Annotated in this window: 17 protein-coding genes; 6 read left to right on the top strand and 11 right to left on the bottom strand. The window is 67.8% G+C overall.

What is annotated here, in order from left to right:
• Positions 1-214: 214 nt before the first annotated feature.
• The 5 genes from B5X82_RS17605 to B5X82_RS17585 form a co-directional block, all read right to left on the bottom strand.
• On the bottom strand, positions 215-1,429 hold the full coding sequence (locus B5X82_RS17605) for a hydrolase (RefSeq protein ID WP_079649486.1): 1,215 nt from the start codon (positions 1,427-1,429) through the stop codon (positions 215-217).
• 94 nt (positions 1,430-1,523) lie between these two features.
• Positions 1,524-2,927, bottom strand: a complete 1,404-nt coding sequence (gene astD, locus B5X82_RS17600; RefSeq protein ID WP_079649485.1) for a succinylglutamate-semialdehyde dehydrogenase — start codon at positions 2,925-2,927, stop codon at positions 1,524-1,526.
• On the bottom strand, positions 2,924-3,928 hold the full coding sequence (locus B5X82_RS17595) for an arginine N-succinyltransferase (RefSeq protein ID WP_079649484.1): 1,005 nt from the start codon (positions 3,926-3,928) through the stop codon (positions 2,924-2,926). The genes astD and B5X82_RS17595 overlap by 4 nt, the downstream gene beginning before the upstream one ends.
• A gap of 69 nt (positions 3,929-3,997) precedes the next feature.
• On the bottom strand, positions 3,998-5,272 hold the full coding sequence (locus B5X82_RS17590; protein ID WP_079649483.1) for an N-succinylarginine dihydrolase: 1,275 nt from the start codon (positions 5,270-5,272) through the stop codon (positions 3,998-4,000).
• On the bottom strand, positions 5,269-6,279 hold the full coding sequence (locus B5X82_RS17585) for an arginine N-succinyltransferase (protein WP_079649482.1): 1,011 nt from the start codon (positions 6,277-6,279) through the stop codon (positions 5,269-5,271). Before B5X82_RS17585 ends, B5X82_RS17590 begins: the two co-directional genes overlap by 4 nt.
• A 98-nt stretch (positions 6,280-6,377) precedes the next feature.
• Here B5X82_RS17585 and B5X82_RS17580 point away from each other — a divergent pair, with 98 nt between their 5' ends.
• Complete coding sequence (locus B5X82_RS17580) at positions 6,378-7,004, top strand: trimeric intracellular cation channel family protein (RefSeq protein WP_079649481.1); 627 nt, start codon at positions 6,378-6,380, stop codon at positions 7,002-7,004.
• 114 nt (positions 7,005-7,118) lie between these two features.
• Entirely contained in the window at positions 7,119-7,763 is a 645-nt protein-coding gene (locus B5X82_RS17575) for a hypothetical protein (protein WP_235862718.1), read from the top strand.
• A gap of 8 nt (positions 7,764-7,771) precedes the next feature.
• Here B5X82_RS17575 and B5X82_RS17570 read toward each other — a convergent pair whose 3' ends face one another.
• From B5X82_RS17570 to B5X82_RS17545, 6 genes are all read right to left on the bottom strand, one after another.
• On the bottom strand, positions 7,772-8,314 hold the full coding sequence (locus tag B5X82_RS17570; protein WP_223811313.1) for a GNAT family N-acetyltransferase: 543 nt from the start codon (positions 8,312-8,314) through the stop codon (positions 7,772-7,774).
• On the bottom strand, positions 8,299-10,179 hold the full coding sequence (gene sppA / locus B5X82_RS17565) for a signal peptide peptidase SppA (protein ID WP_079649480.1): 1,881 nt from the start codon (positions 10,177-10,179) through the stop codon (positions 8,299-8,301). Before sppA ends, B5X82_RS17570 begins: the two co-directional genes overlap by 16 nt.
• A 74-nt stretch (positions 10,180-10,253) precedes the next feature.
• Positions 10,254-11,081 carry a transglutaminase family protein gene (locus tag B5X82_RS17560; RefSeq protein WP_079649479.1) on the bottom strand — a complete coding sequence of 276 codons (828 nt, stop codon included), beginning with the start codon at positions 11,079-11,081 and terminating at the stop codon, positions 10,254-10,256.
• 1 nt (position 11,082) lies between these two features.
• Positions 11,083-12,018, bottom strand: coding sequence for an alpha-E domain-containing protein (locus B5X82_RS17555; protein ID WP_079649478.1), 936 nt, complete (start codon positions 12,016-12,018; stop codon positions 11,083-11,085).
• On the bottom strand, positions 12,018-13,463 hold the full coding sequence (locus B5X82_RS17550) for a circularly permuted type 2 ATP-grasp protein (RefSeq protein ID WP_079649477.1): 1,446 nt from the start codon (positions 13,461-13,463) through the stop codon (positions 12,018-12,020). The genes B5X82_RS17555 and B5X82_RS17550 overlap by 1 nt, the downstream gene beginning before the upstream one ends.
• 218 nt (positions 13,464-13,681) lie before the next feature.
• Positions 13,682-15,730: a lytic transglycosylase domain-containing protein gene (locus tag B5X82_RS17545; RefSeq protein WP_079649476.1), complete on the bottom strand. Its 2,049-nt coding sequence runs from the start codon at positions 15,728-15,730 to the stop codon at positions 13,682-13,684.
• 46 nt (positions 15,731-15,776) lie between these two features.
• Between B5X82_RS17545 and dapA the strand changes: the two genes are divergently transcribed.
• The 4 genes from dapA (at position 15,777) to B5X82_RS17525 (ending at position 19,887) form a co-directional block, all read left to right on the top strand.
• Positions 15,777-16,652, top strand: coding sequence for a 4-hydroxy-tetrahydrodipicolinate synthase (gene dapA, locus B5X82_RS17540; protein ID WP_079649475.1), 876 nt, complete (start codon positions 15,777-15,779; stop codon positions 16,650-16,652).
• Positions 16,653-16,713: 61 nt separating this feature from the next.
• Positions 16,714-17,196, top strand: a complete 483-nt coding sequence (smpB, locus tag B5X82_RS17535) for an SsrA-binding protein SmpB (protein WP_079649474.1) — start codon at positions 16,714-16,716, stop codon at positions 17,194-17,196.
• 11 nt (positions 17,197-17,207) lie between these two features.
• Positions 17,208-17,783 (top strand): DUF2062 domain-containing protein, encoded by a 576-nt coding sequence (locus B5X82_RS17530; protein WP_079649473.1) that lies wholly within the window; start codon positions 17,208-17,210, stop codon positions 17,781-17,783.
• Between the two features lie 58 nt (positions 17,784-17,841).
• Positions 17,842-19,887 (top strand): M13 family metallopeptidase, encoded by a 2,046-nt coding sequence (locus B5X82_RS17525; protein ID WP_079649472.1) that lies wholly within the window; start codon positions 17,842-17,844, stop codon positions 19,885-19,887.
• The last annotated feature ends 25 nt before the right edge of the window (positions 19,888-19,912 follow it).

Here is a 19,912-nt window from a genome sequence, read left to right as displayed (position 1 = left end):
AAAAGTCCCCGCTCGCCCTGAGGAAGCATTGAGCGTAGTCGAAATGCTGTCTCGAAGGGGCGTTCGAGGCTGGAAATATCCTTCGATATGGCCTTCGCCAAAGCTCAGTCCCTCCTCAGGATGAAGCGGTAAGGCACTTTCCGGTCAGCCTCTCAGGAGAGGCAGGTATCGCCCATCTCCTGAGACTCCAGCCTCCGCCGGAACGACGCGAGGGTCAAAGGCTTCCTCGTTCCGCCAGCCGGAGCATGACGAGGGTCGAGAGCTGGGCCCGTTCGGGCAGGCTCTCGACGATCAGATACTCGTCGGGAGAATGGATCGCGCCGCCGCGCGCGCCCATCGTGTCGACGACGGGCACGCCGCAGGCGGCGATGTTGTTGCCGTCGCAAACGCCGCCGCTCGCCTTGTGGGTGATCGGGCGGCCGAGCAGCGCGGCGCTCTCCTCGACCAGCGCGAACAGCCGCGCGGCCTTTTCGTCGATCGGCTTGGGCGGACGACCGAACCCGCCATGGACGTGGATCGCGACGTCATGCTCGGCCGCGATCGCCTTCACCAGATCATCGATCAGCCTTCGCGCGACGGCTTCGTCCTCGGGCAAGGCCGGGCGCAGGTTGACGCGCAGGATCGCGCGGTCGGGCACGACGTTGTTCGGGCCGCCACCGTCGATCCGGGCGGGATTGATCGCGAGGCCGGCGCGCCGCGCGCGAGACAGGCGCAGCGCCAGGTCGGACGCGGCGACGATCGCGTTGCGGCCGTCCTCCGGGTTGCGGCCGGCATGCGCCGAGCGGCCGGTGACGATGATCGAGAAATTGCCGCTGCCGGGGCGCGCGCCGGCGAGCGTGCCGTCAGGCAGCGAGGAGGGCTCGTAGGTGAGTGCGGCGAGCTTGCCGCGCGCCGCCTCGGCGATCAGCGCGGCGGAGCCGGGCGAGGCGATCTCCTCGTCCGAGTTGATCACCACCTCATAGCCGATGCGGGCGCCGAGCGGCGAGGCTTCGAGCGCGGCCAGCGCCGCGAGCATCAGCGCGATCCCGCCCTTCATGTCGGCCACGCCGGGTCCGTTGAGCACCGCGCCGCCGTCGATGTCGGTCAGCGTCTGGAACGGATGGTCTGGCGGGTAGACCGTGTCCATATGGCCGGTGAGCAGCAGTTGCACCGGCGCGTCGGGCCGGACGCGGACATGGAGGTTGCGGCCATAGTCGAGCGGCTGGACGTTGCCCGCCGCGTCGACCGCCTCGCCGGGCGCCGCGTCGCGCAGCACCACCTCGCCGGGTAGCGCCGCGAAGGCGTCGGCCAGCAGGCCCGCCATCACCGCCAGCCCGTCGAGGTTGCGGGAGCCGCTGTTGACCAGGCTCCATTGCCGCACCTGCGCCAGCATCGGGGCGGCCGCGGCCGCATCGAGGGCGGGATAGTGGATGTCGATCGAGGTGCTCATCTCCTTACGCCGTTCGTGTCGAGCGAAGTCGAGACACGTCCCTCCTGCCAACGTCCCTCGACTTCGCTCGACACGAACGGGTTGGAGAGGGGCGTCACAACAGCCGTCCGCCCAGTTCGCCGGTCAGATCGGCGATCGTGTCGGCTTCGAAGCTGGCGACCGGATAGGCGCAATAGTCGGCGGCATAATAGGCGCTCGGCCGGTGGTTGCCCGACTGGCCGAGTCCGCCGAACGGCATGTTGGCGGCGGCGCCGGTGGTCGGCCGGTTCCAGTTGACCACCCCCGCGCGCGCGCGGGCAAGGAAGCGCCGCCACAGCTCCGGATCGTCGGCGAGCAGGCCCGCCGACAGTCCGAAGCTGGTGTCGTTGGCGGCGGCGATCGCGGCGTCGAAATCGGAGACGCGGATCACCTGCAGCACCGGCGCGAAGATCTCGGCATCGGGCACGTCGAGCCCGGTCACGTCGTACATGCCCGGCGTCACGAAGGCTTCGCTGCGTTCGAGCCGCTCGAAGGGCAGCAGCGTCCGCGCGCCCTTCGCCTTGAGCCCGGCCACCGCATCGATCGCGCCCTGCGCGGCGCGGGCCGAGATCAGCGGGCCCATATAGGGTTCCTCGGCGTCGTCCCAGGCGCCGATGCGCAGCCGGGCGGCGAGGGTGTGGACCGCCTCGATCGTCGCGTCGCCCTCGCTGCCCTCGGGCAGGATCAGGCGGCGCGCGCAGGAGCAGCGCTGGCCGGTGGTGATGAAGGCCGACTGGACGATCGCCGCCGCCGAGGTCTCGGCATCGCCCCAGGCGATCAGCGGGTTGTTGCCGCCAAGTTCGAGCGCGAGGATGACGTGCGGCCGGTCGATCATCGCCCGGCGGAAATGCGCGCCGGTGCTGGCCGCCCCGGTGAACAGCAGTCCGTCGATGTCGGCGCCGATCAGCGCCGCGCCCTGGTCGCGGCCACCCTGGACAAGCTGGAACACCGCCTCCGGCACGCCGGCGTCGTGCAGCGCCCGCGTCATGTTCTCGCCGGTCAGCGGCGCTTCCTCGGACGGCTTGAACAACACGGTGTTGCCGGCGAGCAGCGCCGGGACGATATGGCCGTTGGGCAGATGGCCGGGGAAATTATAGGGGCCCAGCACCGCCATCACGCCGTGCGGCTTGTGGCGCAGCACCGCACGGCCGAAGGCGGTGTCGGCCCGGCGCGATCCCGCGCGCTCGGCCTGCGCCGCGATCGACACGGCGACCTTGTTGATCATCGAGCCGAGCTCGGCCCGCGTCTCCCACAGCGGCTTGCCGGTTTCGCGCGCCATGTCGCGGGCGATGTCGTCGGTCCGTTCCTTGAGCAGGGCGGCGTAGCGCTCGACGATCGCCACCCTCTCCTCGACGGGGCGATCGGCCCAGCCGGCCAGAGCGGCACGGGCGCGCTCGACCATCGCCGGAATCGCCGTGACGGCGATCTCTTCACCTTCCCAGACCGTCTGTCCCGTCGCCGGGTCGATCGAGCGCATCATTGCCTTACCCTCACCATCTCGCCCGATTTGAGCCGTAGCGCGTCGATCGCCTCGCCATCGAGCACCGCGATGCCCTCCTCGATCCGCACCTTCGTCCGGATCGCGCGGAAGCCGCCGATCGAGGCGGTCGAGACGAGCCGTTCGGGCGCATCGGCCGGATCGCCCTTCATCGCCGCCAGCACCTCGGTCCGCTCGATCGTCCGGATGCTGTCGCGCGGCACCGAATAAGTGGGGCCGCCGTCGAAGATGTCCACCAGCCCCGATCCGCGGAAACCCTCATGCTCCAGCATCGCGCGCGCTGCCTCGCCCTCGACATGGACGCGGCCGATCGCCTCCTGCGCGGCGGTGTCGATCAGCTCGACATAGATGGGATGGCGCGGGGCGAGATCGAGGATGAACTGGCCGTCGGTCGACATCACCATATGGTCGGCCTCGTCGAACGGCAGACGGAAGAATTTGCTCGCGACGCCGTCCCAGAAGGGGCAGGTGCCGTCCGGCGCGAAATAGCCGCGCAGCTCGGCCATCACCGTTTCGGAGAAGCGCTGGCGCTCCGTCCCGATCAACATGTAGCGCGACCGCGCCAGCAGGCTGCCGGCGCCCCCCGAGCGCCGCTCGGGCCGCAGGTAGAGCGATCCCACCTCGGTCCAGCCCGCGCATTCGTTGACCAGCACCAGCGCCTTATGGTCGAAACGTGTGTTGATCGCCGAGGAGAATTGGGCGAGCGTCATCACCCGAAACGAGAAATGCGGCCGCGCGACGCCGACCGCGGCCCGGACGCCGCCGAGGCCCTCGATACGTCCGGTCTCGCTGTCCTCGAGCATCAGCGTGTACCAGGCCTCGCGCGGGGCGATGGCGCCGCCGAAGCTCGCTTCGGACAGGGTCAGGCGGTTGAGCAGGGTCGCCTCGTCCTCGGGCAGGCTGGTGAAGCCGCGCCCCGACAGGACGGCAAGCTCCATCAGCGAAGCGAGATCGGAGGGACCGGCGGGACGGACGATCAGCATCGGCGGGTCCGCGCGATGGTCTTGAGACGGGATGTCATCTTCATCTTGTGCGCCATAAGCGGTTCGAGTTCAAACCCGTGCGAGCAGCGCGTCGAGCGCGTCGTGCGCAGCGCCCGCCGCCGCCCACAGCGCGGGATCGGCCAGCTCGGCCGCGTCGATCCGTTCAGGCCAGTGCCGCTCGACCAGCGCGCACAATTCCTCCCACCGCCGCTCGTCGAGCAGGAAGCGCGGATCGATCGCCCGCCGCGCTTCCTCGGAGACCGGCACGCGCAACCGCAGGCAGGCAGGGCCGCCGCCGTTGCGCATGCTTTCGCGCACGTCGACGACGATCGCTTCGTTGATCGGGTTGTTGCCGGCCAGGATGGTCTCGACCGCCGCCCAGACGCGTGGATTCTCGCGCGCCTCGCTCGGCAGGACGAGCGCCATGCCGCCCTCCGGCAGGGTCAGCAGCTGCGAGTTGAACAGATAGGAGCTGATCGCGTCATCGAGACCGATGCTGTCGACCTCGACGGCGACGAAGTCTGGCACGGCGCGTGCGGCGGCGGTGAACAGGCCTTCGCGATCCTCGAACGCGGCGGCATGGGCGAGCAGGACATGCTCGTTGGCGACGGCGACCACGTCATTGTGGAAGGCACCGGCCTCGATCGCGGCCTGAGACTGCAGCGTGTGGAAGCCCTCGGCGCCGGCGAGCCGGGCGACCGCCTCGCCTGCACGCTTCGCCTGCCGCTCGGGGAAGCGGCTGCCCCGCGCGGCGCCATGGACAAAGACGTTGAGACCGCGTTCACCATGGCGCGGGGTGATGCGCATATGGTTGGCGGCGCCCTCATCGCTGAAATGCTGCGTGCCGGGCAAGGCGGAATGGACGGCGAAATGGCGCTGGTCGGCGAAGATGGTGCGCAGCCTCGCGAAAGTATCGGGCGCCTCGAAGCTCCGGTGCAGCATCGTCGCGAGATTGGCGGTGATGAGGTGAACGCGGCCGTCATCGCTGTCGGGACCCGCGATCACCGTCGCGGCATTGGCCGCCCACATGGCCGAGGCGGAGCAGGCGTTGTTGAAGAGAACCGGGTCCTCCGCGGCGGCGAGGGCAAGCACCGAGCGGTCGTCGCCGCCGAAACCGAGCGCGCGCAGCGCAGCGACGGCGGGCCGGCGCGGCGGCGGGATGAAGCCCTGGACCAGGCCGCGATCCATCAGCCGCTTCATCTTGGCGAGGCCCTGGAGCGCGGCGGCGCGGGGCTGTGAGATCGCGCCGGCATTGGTGGCACTGGCGATGTTGCCGGGGGAGAGCCCGGCGTAATTGTGCATCGGGCCGATCAGGCCGTCGAAATTGATTTCGGTAGCAGTCATATCGCCAGATAGCCGATCGGATCGCCTTCGGACAGGCCCAGCAGCGCGGCGCTGGCCGGGTCGATCACCGCCTGTCCGCCGGCCGCCTCGATCGACCCGGGAACGCAGCGGAAATCGGCGCCCTTGCCATGGACGATCAGGTGGTCGCGGAGTGCATCGCCATCATAGCTGCCCGCATAGGTCGCATGGTGCAGGTTCCGGATCGCCTTGAGGTCGTCGATCATCGCGATCATCGTCGGACCGGCGTCGAAGATGTCGACATAACCGTCGTCACGGAACCCTTCCTCTAGCAGCAGGGCGAGGGCGCCGCGGCCGTCGTCATGGACGCGGCCGATCGCCTGCTGGGCCTCGTCCGACAGCATGTTGACGTAGATCGGCGCGCGCGGGCCGAGATCGGCAATGAACTGGTTGCCGGTGGTCGCGTTGATGTGATCGGCCTCCGCGAAGCTCATCGCGTAGAAGCGCCCGCCGACCGCGTCCCAGAAGGGCGAGCGGCCCCGATCGAGCCAACCGCGCAGATCGGCGATCACCCGCTTGCCGAAATCGGCGCGGTGGCAGCCGATGAACAGGTAGCGGCTGCGCGCGATCATCCGGCCATAGCCGCCGCGCCGCAGAGTCGGATCGATGATCAGGCCGCCGACCTCGGCGCAATCCTCCAGGTCGTTGGTCAATGTCAGGACCGGGAAGCGCACCATGCGGCCGTCGATGCTCGACCGCTGCGTCGTGTAGCTGATCCGGTAGCTGTAGAAAGGCCAGTCGACACCGATGCGGGGAAAGACCATGCCGCAGCCGCGCACCCGACCGTCGACCTCGAGCCCGAGGATGATCGCACCGCCCAGCTTTTCGCCCGCCAGCAGCGCATCGCTGCGCTCGATCCTTTCGCGCAGCACGCCGCGATCGGCGGGCAGATTGGTGAAGCCGGGCCCACCGCCTCGGGCGAGGGCGAGCAACGCGTCGAGATCGTCGAGGCGGACCGGACGAATCCGGATGGAGTCGGGTTCGGACATGCAACGATGTTCCACCTTCGCTGCCCGCTTTCAAGGGCCGGCGGACGGGTACGCCGCCGAGGGTTGAACCGGCGCCGAAAGCATAGGAAGGGAAGGGGATGGCGCTGCCCGACCTCATGATGGTTCGAACCGTCCTTCCCTGGCTCGATATCGCCGGGATCGCGATCTTCGCGATCAGCGGTGCGCTCGCGGCGGCGCGGCGCGAGCAGACGATCGTCACCTTCACCTTCTTCGCCGCGGTCACCGGCACCGGCGGCGGCACGGTGCGCGACCTGCTGATTGGTGCACCCGTCTTCTGGATTCACGACAATCGCGCGCTCGCGGTCTGCCTGTTCGCGGCGCTCGCGGTGTGGATGACGCCGCGCCGGATCTGGCCGGTCAAGGCGCTCGAATGGTTCGACGGCGTCGGGCTCGCCGCCTATGCGGTGTTCGGATCGTGGAAGGCGCTGGCCTATGGCGTGCCGCCGCTCGGCGCCGCTGCCATGGGGGTATTCACCGCCTGCCTGGGCGGGATCATCCGCGATGTGCTGGCGGGCGAACCCTCGATCCTGCTGCGGCCCGAGCTCTACGTCACCGCGGCGGCGCTGTCCGCCGGGCTGTTCGTCGTTCTGACTTTGCTGGGGACGCCGCTGCTGGCGGCGGCGGGCCTCGCGGCGTTGGCCGGCTTCGCGCTGCGGGCGCTGGCCATCCATCGCGGTATCGCCCTGCCGAGCTATCGCGACTGATCGTCGTACCGGCCTCTGCCGTTCACCCTCGCGTCATCTTCATTCCCTGCGGGTAAGGAACCGTGGCCGTCACGGTGCGTAGACTCGTGAACAGTAGGTGGAGAGTGAGTTGTGATGCGTGGAGGGATTTTCGCGGCTTCGGCCGTGGCGCTGCTGTTGGTGGGCTGTGGTCCGAAGCAGCTCGCCTTGCCGGACGATCCGATCGACAAGGCGGCGACATGTGCCGTCGTCAGCGCGGCATCGGCGCGCGCCGACGCACCCGACGTGAAGGGCGATCTCGGATTCGATGCGCAGACCCGCATCCTCCATTATGCGATGCTCGCCGCGTCCGCGGAAGGCCATTTTTCCGCCAAGAAGGCGTCCGAGGTGGTCGGCCGCATGGGCGAGGTCGAGAAGGCCGTGACCGACGGCAAGTGGCAGGCGCTGGTGACACCGTGCGATCAAGCCTATCCGGAGGTGAAGAAGACCACCGGCATCGAGCTGCCCAAAGGCAAGTTCGATGCCGAGCTGGGCTGCTATTCGCTCGGCGATTTCCTGGTCAAGACGGTGACCACCAGCGATCCGAAGGCGCAGGAGCAGCTGTCCGACCTGACCAGGATGCGTCGCGAGCTCGACAGCACGGTCGGCCGCCAGCTCAAGGCGCGCGGCGCCTCGGACTATGAACGGACGCTGGAGCTGAAGCAGGCTGCGCTTGGCGAGATGACCAGGCTCGGCGCACCGGCCGAGACGGTCCGCATGTGCAGTAGCCGCTTCGCCTGAACCCCGGCTCAGCCGAGGAACGGGCGGGGCTCGGGCGGCGGGACGGGATGCCCGCCCAGGTCGAGCTGGTAGATGCCGACATCATGCCAGCTATCCTGCTTGAACCCGATCCTGGCGAGCACGCCAGCGCGCTTGAAGCCGAAGCTTTCGTGCAGGCGCACGCTGGCGGGATTGGGGAGGGTGATCTTGCCGATCACCGTCCGGAAGCCCTGCTCGCGCAGGCGGGCGATCAGGGCCTCGTAGAGCGCGGCGCCGATCCCGCGGCGATGGCTGTCGGGGGCGACATAGACCGTCGCCTCGACCGCCCAGCGATAGGCGGCGCGCTCATAGACCCGGGTCGCATAGGCATAGCCGACGATGCCCGCCATCTGCTCCGCGACGAGATAGGGATGATGCGGCAGGATATCGGCGATGCGCCGCGCCATCTCCACCACCGATGGTGGATCGATCTCGAAGGTGATCGGCCCGGTCAGGACATAATGGGCGTAGATCGCGGCGATCGCCTCCGCGTCGGCGGGAAGCGCCGCGCGGATCCTCAGCGGACCGCCCATGCGATCAGGCTGCGCGCGGCGCGGATGTCGGCCGGACGGGGCGGTGTCGCGGCAGTAGCGCATTCGAGGCAGCGGACCTGGATCGCCGGTCCGGCCAGCACGCGCTGGGCGTTGGCGAGCGCGGCGACCAGCGCCTGGTCCGGGCCGTTGGCGACGACGCCCCAGAAGGTGCGGCCATGGACCTCGCTATTCTCCTCGTCGGGATCGAGCAGCGAGCGGATCATCTCCTTCCACGGATTCAGCGGCTTCTCGATATAGAGCGGGCGGACCTTGGCGGGGTCGAGCTTGGCCAGCTTCGCGGCTTCGGCGATGGCGTCGTCGACCGATCCGAAGCCGTCGACCAGCCCGATCTGGCGGGCCGTGGCGCCGGCCCAGACGCGGCCCTCGGCGATCTCGCGGACGCGCTCGATCGGCAGCTTGCGTGACTGGGCGACCAGCCCGGTGAAGCGCCGGTACACATCCTCGATCGAGCCCTGCATCATCGCGTCGAACTGCGGCGACGTGCCGCGGAAGACGTCGGGCTCGCCCGACAGCGGCGTCGTCTTCACGCCGTCCGCCGACAGGCCGAGCTTGGCGAGCGATCCCTGGAAGGTCGGCAGGATGCCGAACACGCCGATCGATCCGGTGATCGTCGCCGGATCGGCGATGATCCGGTCCGCGGGCGTCGAGATCCAGTAGCCGCCGCTGGCGGCGAGGCCGCCCATCGAGACGACGACGGGCAGGCCGAGTCCCTTGGCCTGGAGGATCGCCGAACGGATCGTCTCCGCGCCCGTGACCGATCCGCCGGGGGAGTCGATCCGGACGACCAGCGCCTTGATCCGCTTGCGGCCCAGCTCGTCGAGCAGCAGGTCCGATATGGTGGTGCCGCCGGCCGCTCCCGGCGGGGCGTCGCCGTCGACGATATCGCCCGCGACGGTCAGCACGCCGATCGGCGTTCCGCCCGATTTTTCGGGATGCGCGCTCGCCCAGCGATCAAGCGGGATCGCCTTGAAGCCGTTGAGGCTGGAGCCGCCGGCTGAACCGGCGATCGCCGCGACCCGCGAGTCGAAGGCGTTGCGGTCGCCGAGCCGGTCGACGAGGCCCGCTTCGAGAGCCGCCTGCGACATCCGGCCTCCCGCCTCGCCGATGATCGCGGTCGGCCGGGCGACATAGGCGGCGAGCTTCGCCTTTGGCCGGGCCTTGCCGACCTCGGCCGTCCAGGTCGACCACAGCGCATTGGCGAGCGCCTGGTTGGCCTCGCGCGCCTCGGGCGACTGGTCGGACCGCATATAGGGCTCGACCGCCGACTTGAACGCGCCGACCCGATAGATCTTCGCCGTGATGCCGAGGCGGTCCATCAGCCCCTTGTAATAGAGGCGCGATCCGCCCGGCCCGGTGAGGATGACGCCGCCGAGCGGGTTGAGCCAGACCTCGGTGGCGTGGGAGGCGAGCTGGTAGCCGTCGTCGCCATAGCCGGTCGCATAAGCAAGGATCGGCTTGCCCGCCGCACGCACCTTGTCGAGCGCGCGGCCGGCCGCGGCGATCGTCGCCTGCTCGCCGCCGACGAAGCCGTCGAGATCGAGCACGATCGCCTTGATGCCGTTGGAGGCGGCTGCGGCCTGCAACGACCGTTCGAGATCGCGCAGCCGCGTTTCGCGCGCGATGCCGCCATTGCCGGCCAGAAGCGTCAGCGGATCGGTCTCGGCCGGCTGCTCGACCAACGTGCCGTCCAGATCGATCACCAAAGCGCCGGACGTGGGCAGCGCGCTGTTGGGCTTGAACGACAGGGCCAGGAACAGCGTCCCGAAGAAGATCAGCATCGCGATCAGGACGAGCCCGTCCTTGATCCCGACGAGCAGTTTCCAGAGCCCCCGAACCAGCTTCATAAAATGATCACATCCAGCCTGTGTGGCCCACAAATAGGTGCGCTGCGGCCCGCCGTCCACTGGCGGCCGGACGATCAGGCCTGATATTGTTCCTGTGACAGGCTGACGTCGACGCCGATCGCCAGCACCTCGTGCCCGCCGCCGACACGCGCGCCCGAGATCGGCGCGGCGTCGCGGAAATCGAGGCCCTGGGCGACGCGGACATAATGGTCGTTCGGACACATGTCGTTAGCAGGATCGAAGCCGATCCAGCCATATTCGGGCACATCGATCTCGGCCCAGAAATGCGGCGCCTCGCGATGGCCGCAATCGGGGTCCTCACGATAGATATAGCCGGTCACGAAGCGAGCGGGAAAGCCGTCGGCACGCGCCGCCGCGATCAGCACATGGGCCATGTCCATGCTGCAGCCCGATCGCGCCTCCAACACCTCGCCGACCGAACGGACGTCGGTACTGCGATGCTCCTTGCAGGGAAACAGCCGACAAACCGCGCTGTTGAGGCCATGAATGCGGCTGAGCGCGTCGCCCTTCGCCCCTTCATGGTCGCGAAGCAGGTCGAGCAGCGCTTCGCACGGGCCGGTCAGCTCGGTGGCGCGCCTATAGACGGCGGGGGGCAGGGGATCGATCGCGCCCGAGACGGCGCCCGCCCGATCCTCGGTCAGCACCTCGCCCGTCACCCTGAGGCCGATCCGCTCGACCGGCCCGGCCAGGTAGAGCATCGAGACGATGTTGCCGAAACCATCGGTCGACTGCTTCAACCGCGCATCGCAGTCAACGTCGATCCGCCAGTCGACGATGTTCTGGCCGATATGGCTCGACGGCGTCATCCGCAGCAGCTGGACCACCCGCGCCTGCGGCTCGGTATAGTGATATTCGGTCTCGTGCTGGATCAGGAGCCGCATCTCATCCGAACCGGAATTGCTGGCCTATGGCCTGGTGGATACGAGTATTCTCATAGATGAAGCCGGTCAGCCATTCGTGCAAACCCTGAGCGAAAATGGCATCGATCGTCGTCCGCTCGAGCGCGTTGTGGCGCAGGCGGGACAATCGGTCCGCCTCGCCCTGCAGGCCGGTGCGCTTGCCGATCGCATTGAGGTGCATGATCACCTCTTCCGACGAGGCGATCAGCGAGCGCGGCAGTTCGGGCTTCAGGCACAGCAGTTCGGCGACAAGCCACGGCTTGAGCCCCTCGCTGTAGAGCCAGCGATAGGCGGTGTTGGCCGAAACGGTATGGAGGATCGTCGTCCACTGGTCGCGGTCGATCAGGCCACCGACTTTCTCGCCCTCCGGCAGCAGCAGGTGATATTTGACGTCGATCAGTCGCGCGGTGTTGTCGGCGCGCTCCATCGCCGCGCCGAGGCCGAGGAAGCTGTATGCCTCGTTGCGCAGCATCCGGTGCAGCGCCCCTTCGAAGCCGCGAGTCTCGGCGCGGATCTGCTCCACCAGGCTAAGCGTGGTCTGGCTTCCCCCGGTCGATGCGCGGCCGCGAAGCCCTAGCCAGGCGCGGTTGATCGCCTCCCAGGCGTCGCGGCTGAGTGCGGTGCGTACCGACTTGGCGTTGCTGCGCGCCGCGTCGAGGCACGAGCGTATCGAATTGGGGTTGGCAGCGGCCAGAGTCAGGTAGCGGCTGATCGCCAGCGGTGAGCGCGTCTCGCCGGTCAGGCCGAAGTCGTAGTCGGCCGCGGCGACGAGCAGCGCGCTGTCCCATGCGCCCTGGCCGGCGGGGCGGGCGGAGAGCGCGTCGAGCCGGATCGTCGCCTCGATCAAGCGGGCGGTGAACTCGGCCCGTTCGACATAGCGGCCGATCCAGTAGAGCGAGTTGGCGGTGCGCGACAGCATCAGGCGCGCTCCTCCTGCCCGGTGAGGATCAGGCTGTCCTTGGTGCCGCCGCCCTGGCTCGAATTGACCACGAGCGATCCTTCGCGCAGCGCGACGCGAGTGAGCCCGCCCGGGGTGATCGTCACGCCCTTGCCGCCCGACAGGACGAACGGCCGGAAATCGACGTGGCGTGGTGCTATGCCCTTCTCGGTCAGGGTGGGCACCGTCGACAAGGCGAGGGTTGGCTGGGCGATGTAGCGGTGGGGCTCGGCGATCAAGGCGGCACGGAACTCCTCGATCTGCGCCCTCGTCGCGGTCGGGCCGACGAGCATGCCATAACCGCCCGATCCGTCGACCAGCTTGACCACGAGCTTGTCGAGATTGTCGAGCGTGTAGCGCAACGCCTGCGGCTCGCGGCAGCGATAGGTCTCGACATTGGGGAGCTTCGCGTCGCCGCCCGAATAATATTTCACGATCTCGGGCATGTAGCTGTAGATCGCCTTGTCGTCGGCGATACCGGTGCCCGGCGCATTCACCAGCGCGACGTTGCCGGCCATGTAGGCGGCGACGATGCCGGGAACGCCGAGCAGCGAATCCGGGCGGAACACCAGCGGATCGAGATAGTCGTCGTCGATCCGGCGATAGATCACGTCGACCTGGACGCGTCCCTCGATCGTCCGCATCCAGACCTTGTCGTCGTCGACTTCGAGGTCGGCGGCCTCGACCAGTTCGATCCCCATCGAATCGGCCAGGAAGCTGTGCTCGTAGAAGGCCGAGTTGAAGTGGCCGGGGGTGAGCAGAACGCAGGTCGCATCGGCGCCCCGGCCGCGCGGTGACACCGACTGGAGCGTCTCCAGCAGCGCGTCCGGATAGGAATCGATCGGAGCGACATCGAACTGCTCGAACAGCTCAGGGCACAGCCGCAGCATCGCTTCGCGATTCTCGAGCATGTAGGAGACGCCCGACGGCGTACGGGCATTGTCCTCCAATACCCAGAATTCGTCGGGTCCGGTGCGCACCAGGTCGATGCCGCAGATATGGGCGAACACTCCGTGCGGCGGCTTCGCCCCCGCGAGCACCGGTCGGAACTGCGGATTGGCGAGGACCAGCTCCTCGGGAAGGACGCCGTCGGCGAGGATGCGGCGCGGGCCGTAGATGTCGGCGAGGAAGGCGTTGATCGCCTCGACCCGCTGCACGAGACCCTCGGAAAGGCTGGCCCATTCGCGCGCGGTGAAGATGCGGGGAACGATGTCGAACGGGATGATCCGCTCGGCCGACTCCTCCTCGCCATAGACGGCGAAGGTGATGCCCAATTGTCGGAAGGCGGCCTCTGCGGCCTTCTGCCGCCGATCGAGCTCGGCGGGCGGGGTGGTTTCCATCCAGTCGAGAAGCTGCGCGAACTCGGGCCGTCCAACCGGGTCGCCCGGCTTGCCTCGGATCTCGTCGAAAGCGTCTGCCCCTGCCATAGCGCTCCGTCTGTCCTGATCGACATGCCGATGGTGCAACGCTTCGCTGCGCTGCACAAGGGGCTTTGCGAAGGGAAGGGCGATATGCTGCCGGACGGCTCCCCGTGCTGAACTTAACGCGGCGGGCCGGTCGGCGTTCCGTCGTAACGCAGGTCGTTGTTTTATCGAAATTATTCGTCATGCCGATGGAGGCCGTCCCGCCGGCATGACATATTGTTTCAGCCCGGCTTCACCTTGCCGAGATAGGAGGACAGGCGGTTCTTCGTCGCGCTTCGCGCGCGGGAGGGATTGAGCAGGTCGTAGACGACGGCGTTCTCGAGCACCTTCTGCACATAGCCGCGCGTCTCGGCGAAGGGGATCGCCTCGATCCAGTCGACGACGTCGACACCCGGCATTCGGGGATCGCCATTGGCCTTGATGAACTTGTTCACATTGCCGGGGCCGGCATTGTAGCTGGCGACGGCGAGGACGTAGTTGCCGCCATAATAGGTCAGCATCCGGTCGAAGAAGGCCGATCCGAGCATGACGTTGTAGTCGATATCGGCGAGCCGGGCCGGGTCGTAGGCGAGACCGAGCTTGCCCGCCTGCTCGCGCGCCGTCGCCGGCATGAGCTGCATCAGTCCGCGGGCGCCGGTGCGGCTCGTCGCCTGGCGGTCGAACTGGCTCTCCTGGCGGCTGATCGCGTGGATCAGCGTCCAATGGCCGTTCATCGCCGGCGGCACCGGCACCTCGGGAAAACCGATCCGCAGCGGATCGGGCGTGCCGCTGGTTCGCGCGGCCCGCGAGACCATTACGCCGAGGTCGGGGCGGTTCATCGACTTGGCGAGTTCCCCGGCGAGGATGTGGTCGCTGTCGGTCTTCGCATTGGCGGCGATCAGACGGATGAAGGCGGTCTGGTCTTGCCATTGACCGGATTGGCCGAGCAGGCGGGCGGCGCGGACCACCTCGCTCGCTTCGAACGAGGCGCGTTCGGTGGGCGGGACCAGATTGCGCGGCGGCTCGGGCGGGATGACGAGATCGCGGCCCAGCCGTTCGGCGGCGAGCTGGCCATAGAACTGGTCGATATGGACGGCCGCCTGGTTCAGGTAGCTCTTCGCCCAGTCGGGCTTGTTGCCGCGCTCGGCGGCCCGCCCCGCCCAGTACCAGCCCTTGGTCTGCGTTCCCGGCGTCTGCGCGGCGCGCGAATAGCGGTCGAACATCGTCACCGCGTCGTCGTAACGGCCCAGCTTCTGGAGGGCGGCGGTGCCCGCCAGCCACATCAGGCTGGTATAGTCGTCGCGCTCGGCGAACGGGCGGTCGCGGATGCGCGTTCCGGGCGGAAAGGCCTGCTCCGCATGTTTCGCGATCGCCAGCGCCAGATCATATTGCTTGTCGGCATTGGCGGCGCGGGCGAAGCTCAGCAGCTCGTCGAGGAAGGCCGCGGTGTCGAATGGCGGGCCGGAGAGGTCGCGCGACTGGCCGAGCCAGATTCGAGCGCCCATGCTGTCGCCGCGATCGCGTAGATAACGGGCGCGCTCGATCATATAGCCCGGGTCATGGTTGACCGCATCGCCCGCCGCCGCGATCCGCGCGTCGACATCGGAATCGTTTCGCAGCAGGGCGAGCCGCGCCGCGTAAAGCGCCCGCCTGGCCGGCGAGACGTTGACGAGCTGGCGACCGGCCGCGGTCGTCGACCGGTCGAGCAGCAGCCGTTCCATCCGCCGATCGTGGTCGGCGAGGGTCATGCTAGAGCCGAAGCGGGCGAGGAGGCGTGCCTCGTCGTCCTGGCTCAGGCCCTTGGTCGTCCAGGCGGCGGCGGCGTTGCTGCGTGCCTCGGCCATGCGGCCGGTGGCGGCGAGCGCCTCGGCATAGCGGGTCTGGCCGGCGGCGGTCAGCGGTGGGAATCGGGTGAAGAAGGTGACGACGAGCCCGCGGTCATAGTTGTTGGGATCTATCCGCCGCTCCGCCGCGCGGCGCATGGCGCTCTCGCCCGGCCAGCCGGGATGCGCGATCAGGAAGGCCGCATAGTCCTGGAACGGGAGCGAATCGCTCTGCTGCAGCCGCCGCCATTCGCCGATGACACCTTGCAGCACGTCGCTGCGCCAGGCCGGGGCGCCGGGCGCGGGCGACTGGACAGCCGGCGTCGGGGCGGGCTCGGGCGCGACGGTCGCGGCGATCGCCGCGGTCGAGGCGAGAAGGGCGAGACCGGTAAAAAGACGGCGGGAGCGGCTGGACAGGTAAGGGTAGCCGAACCTATTGGGCGCATTCGTTTCTCGGACGAGCTTCATTGCGCCATTATGGCGCGGCCGACGCCCGAGGTGAAGGGAGAGCGTGATGTTCAGTGGGTCGATACCTGCCCTGGTGACGCCGTTTCGCAACGGGGCGTTCGACGAAAAACTGTTCCGCGGCTTTGTCGACTGGCAAATCGCGGAAGGATCGAGCGCGCTCGTGCCCTGTGGCACCACGGGCGAAAGCGCGACCATGTCGATCGAGGAGCACAACCATGTCGTGCGCGTCTGCATCGAGCAGGCGAAGGGCCGAGTGCCGGTGATCGCCGGCTGCGGCTCGAACGACACTGCGGTCGCGCTCGAGCATATGAAGGCGGCGCAGACGGCGGGGGCCGATGCGGCGCTGGTCGTGTTGCCTTACTACAACCGCCCGAACCAGGACGGGCTGATCGCCCATTTTCGTCACCTGGCCGACAATTGCAGCCTGCCTATCATCGTCTACAACGTGCCGGCGCGCACCGTGACCGACATCCTGCCCGAAACGCTGGGCAAGCTGGCCGGGATCAAGACGATCGTCGGAGTCAAGGACGCGAGCGGCAAGGTCGAGCGCGTCTCGGCGCAGCGGCTCCATTGCGGCCCCGACTTCTGCCAGCTCTCGGGCAATGACGACATGGCGCTCGGCTTCATGGCGATGGGCGGGGTCGGCTGTATCTCGGTCACCGCCAATGTCGCCCCCGGCCTGTGCGCGCAGTTCCAGAAGGCCTGCGCCGATGGCCGCTGGGCGGATGCTCTAGCGCTGCAGGACAGGCTGTTTCCGCTCCATGCCGCGCTGTTCAGCGACGCTTCACCGGGCCCGGTCAAATATGCCCTGACCCGCACCTACCGGGATTTCCCGGCGGACCTGCGGTTGCCGATGACCTGGCCTTCGGAAGCGAGCCGAAGCGCGGTCGACGCGGCGCTGGCGCACGCCGGCATCGCCTGAATCTCCGACCGTCTCCCTTTGCCGGGAGACGAAATCGATCCTTTTGCGTTAAGTTGAGTCCATGGCCCGCCCGCGTCCCGCAGAGTTCGAGAAGAAGAAGGTGGTCGCCGAGAACCGGCGGGCGCGCTTCGATTATTTCCTCGAGCAGTTCTTCGAGGCCGGCATCGCCCTGACCGGTACCGAGGTGAAGTCGCTGCGTTTCGGCGAGGGGTCGATCGCCGAAAGCTATGCCGAGGTGAAGGACGATCAGGTTTGGCTGGTCAATTCGAACGTGCCCGAGTTCAGCCATGGCAACCGCTTCAACCATGAGCCGAAACGGCCTCGCAAGCTGCTGCTCCATGCGCGCGAGATCGACAAGATGCGCAACGCCGTCTCCCGCGAGGGGATGACGTTGATCCCGCTGTCGATCTATTTCAACGGGCGCGGCCGGGCGAAGGTCGAGCTGGCGCTGGCCAAGGGCAAGAAGCTGCACGACAAGCGCGATACCGAGAAGGAACGCGACTGGAAGCGCGAGCAGCAGCGGCTGCTGCGCGATCGCGGCTGAGCCCGGCGCGGATGTTCGACAGCATCGGCAGATGGTGGCGCAAGAATGCCCCGACCCGCGAATCGCTGGAGGAGGTGCGCTGGCTGCGGCCTTTCGCCCATCGCGTGCTGGAGCCGGCGCTGTGGCGCTTTACCCGGCGTTCCGTCCCGCGCGGCGTCGCCCTGGGCCTGATCGTCGGCATCTTCCTCATGATTCCCGGCCTGCAGATCATCGGCGCCGCGCTACTCGCGCTGCCGTGCCGGGCCAATGTGCCGATCGCAGTGGCGATGACCTTCCTAAGCAACCCCGCGACGACCCCGTTCATTCTCTATCTCTCGATCATCGTCGGCAATCGCTTCATCCATTCGGCAGTCGACGTCGGCACCGTGATGACGATGATCAATCAGGGCGCGACCCTGGCCGAATGGGCTGCGTGGCTCGCCTCCGCTGCGGCGCCGGCGCTGGTCGTAGGGCTGTTCGTCATATCGGTAATCACCGCAGTGGTCGGCTATCTGCTGTCGGGCTGCATCTGGCGGGCCTGGGTTTCCCACAAATGGAACCTGCGAGAGCGGCATCGCGCGGAGCGTGCGGGGGAAGAGCGGGGTTGATCCTGACAAGGCCGATGGTAAGCCGGCCGTCATAGTCAGATCATACACCGAGGTTCCCATGAAGACTTTCCTAATCGCTCTCGCGGCGAGCAGCATGCTCGTGCCCGTGGGCACGCCGAGCGCCGGCGATGCCGCGCGCGCCGCGCCGGCGAAGGCTGCGGCCAAGCCGACCTATGGCGATTTCGGCTTCGACCTCGCGGGCATGGACCGCAACGTCCACCCCGGCGACGATTTCTACGCCTATGCCAATGGCAACTGGGCGAAGAACACGCCGATCCCCGCCGATCGGTCGAACTTCGGCATGTTCACCGTGCTCGACGAGCTGTCGATGGCGCGCAGCCACGACATTCTCGAACGGATCGCCAAGACGCCCGGCACCCGGATCGGCGACTTCTACGCCAGCTTCATGGACGAGGCGGCGGTCGACGCCGCCGGCATCGCTCCGCTCCGGCCGTTGCTCGATGCCGTCAAGGCGCTCGATGGGCGTCCCGCTGTCGCGGCGAAGATGGGCGAGTATCTGCGGCTCGGCATCCGGACGCCGTTCCGTTCCTTCGTCGACCAGGACGACAAGAATCCCGAGAGCTATATCGCGATCCTGCGGCAGGGCGGGCTCGGGCTGCCCGACCGCGATTATTACCTGAAATCCGATGCCGAGATGGCGAAGACCCGTACCGCCTACCAGGCTTATGTCGCGCAGCTCCTGACCCTGGCGGGCGAGCCGCGCGCCGACGAGCGGGCGGCGGCGATCCTCGCCTTCGAAACCGAACTGGCCAAGGTCCAGTGGACCCGCGTCGATTCGCGCGACAGCACCAAGACCTATAACAAATGGGGGCGCGGCGATTTCGCGAAGAACGCGCCCGGTTTCGACTGGGACGCCTATCTGAAGGCGGCGGGTCTCGACGGCCAGACCGATTATCTGGTCGGCCAGCCCAGCGCCTTCGCCGGCATGGCCAAGGCGATCGCGGCGGCGCCGGTCGAGGTGCTCAAGGACTATCTGCTGCTGGCGGCGATCAACGCCGAGGCGCCCTATCTGTCGAAGCCGTTCGTCGAGGCGGAGTTCGCGTTCAACCAGACGGTGCTGTCGGGGACGCCGCAGAATGCCGAGCGCTGGAAGCGCGGCGTCACCCTGATCAAGGAGCAGGTCGGCGAGGATCTTGGCCAGGAATATGTGAAGCTCTATTTCACCCCCGAGACCAAGGCCGCGGCCGACGAACTGGTCCGCAACGTGATCGCGGCGATGGGGCGGCGGATCGACGGGTTGAGCTGGATGGCGCCCGGGACCAAGGTGAAGGCGCGGGCAAAGCTGGCGGCCTTCACCCCGAAGATCGGCTATCCGAGCAAGTGGCGCGACTATTCGGCGCTGGAGATCCGGCGCGGCGATCTGCTGGGCAACGTGCTGCGGGCCAACGCCTTCGAATGGCAGCGCAACCTGAACAAGCTAGGCAAGCCGATCGACCGCACCGAATGGGGAATGACCCCGATGGAGATCAACGCCTACGCCAATTTCAGCATGAACGAGATCGTCTTCCCGGCGGCGATCCTGCAGCCGCCCTTCTTCGATCCGCATGCCGACCCGGCGATCAACTATGGCGGGATCGGCGCGGTGATCGGGCACGAGATCAGCCATCATTTCGACGACCAGGGCGCCAAGTACGACATGCACGGCCGGCTGTCAGACTGGTGGACCGCCGACGACGTCAAGCGCTTCGGCGTGCTGACCGGCCGGATCGTCAGGCAATATGACGCCTATGAGCCGCTGCCCGGGCTGCACATCCAGGGCGCACTGACCCAGGGCGAGAACATCGCCGACCTCGCCGGACTGACCGTGGCCTATGAGGCCTATCAGATGGCGCTGAAGGGGCGGAAGGCGCCGGTGATCGACGGCTTCACCAGCGACCAGCGCTTCTATCTGGGCTGGGCGCAGGTGTGGCGCCGCAACTATCGCGAGGCCAATCTGCGGCAGCGGTTGCTGACCGATCCGCACTCGCCTTCGATCCAGCGCACCTGGGTCGTGCGCAACCTCGATCCCTTCTACGAGGCCTATGATGTGAAGGCCGGTGAGAAGATGTACCTCGCACCGGCGGATCGCCTGCACATCTGGTAGGGCGTCCCGCTTGACGAAAGCACGG

This window comes from Rhizorhabdus histidinilytica, assembly GCF_900167915.1.
Lineage (GTDB): Bacteria > Pseudomonadota > Alphaproteobacteria > Sphingomonadales > Sphingomonadaceae > Rhizorhabdus > Rhizorhabdus histidinilytica.
This window is presented reverse-complemented; position numbering and strand designations above follow the sequence as displayed.